Here is a 255-nt window from a genome sequence, read left to right as displayed (position 1 = left end):
GGATTCTCTCCTCGACTACCTGTGTCGGTTTGCGGTACGGGCACCTCTCACCTCGATAGAGGCTTTTCTTGGCAGTGTGAAATCAGGAACTTCGTCCATACGGACTCGCCATCACAGCTCAACGTTATAGTGTGCGGATTTGCCTACACACACGCCTTACTGCTTGGACGCGCATATCCAACAGCGCGCTTACCCTATCCTACTGCGTCCCCCCATTTCTCAAACGGTGAGGAGGTGGTACAGGAATATCAACCT

General features: G+C 52.9%; 1 rRNA gene. It reads right to left on the bottom strand.

Annotated elements, in window-relative coordinates:
• Nucleotides 1–255: ribosomal RNA gene (locus ACYQ73_RS28360) — 23S ribosomal RNA — on the bottom strand; the annotation flags it as partial.

This window comes from Lysinibacillus sp. CTST325 (assembly GCF_054665055.1).
The sequence above is the reverse complement of the archived record's forward strand: the minus strand, read 5'-3'. Positions and strand labels throughout refer to the sequence as shown.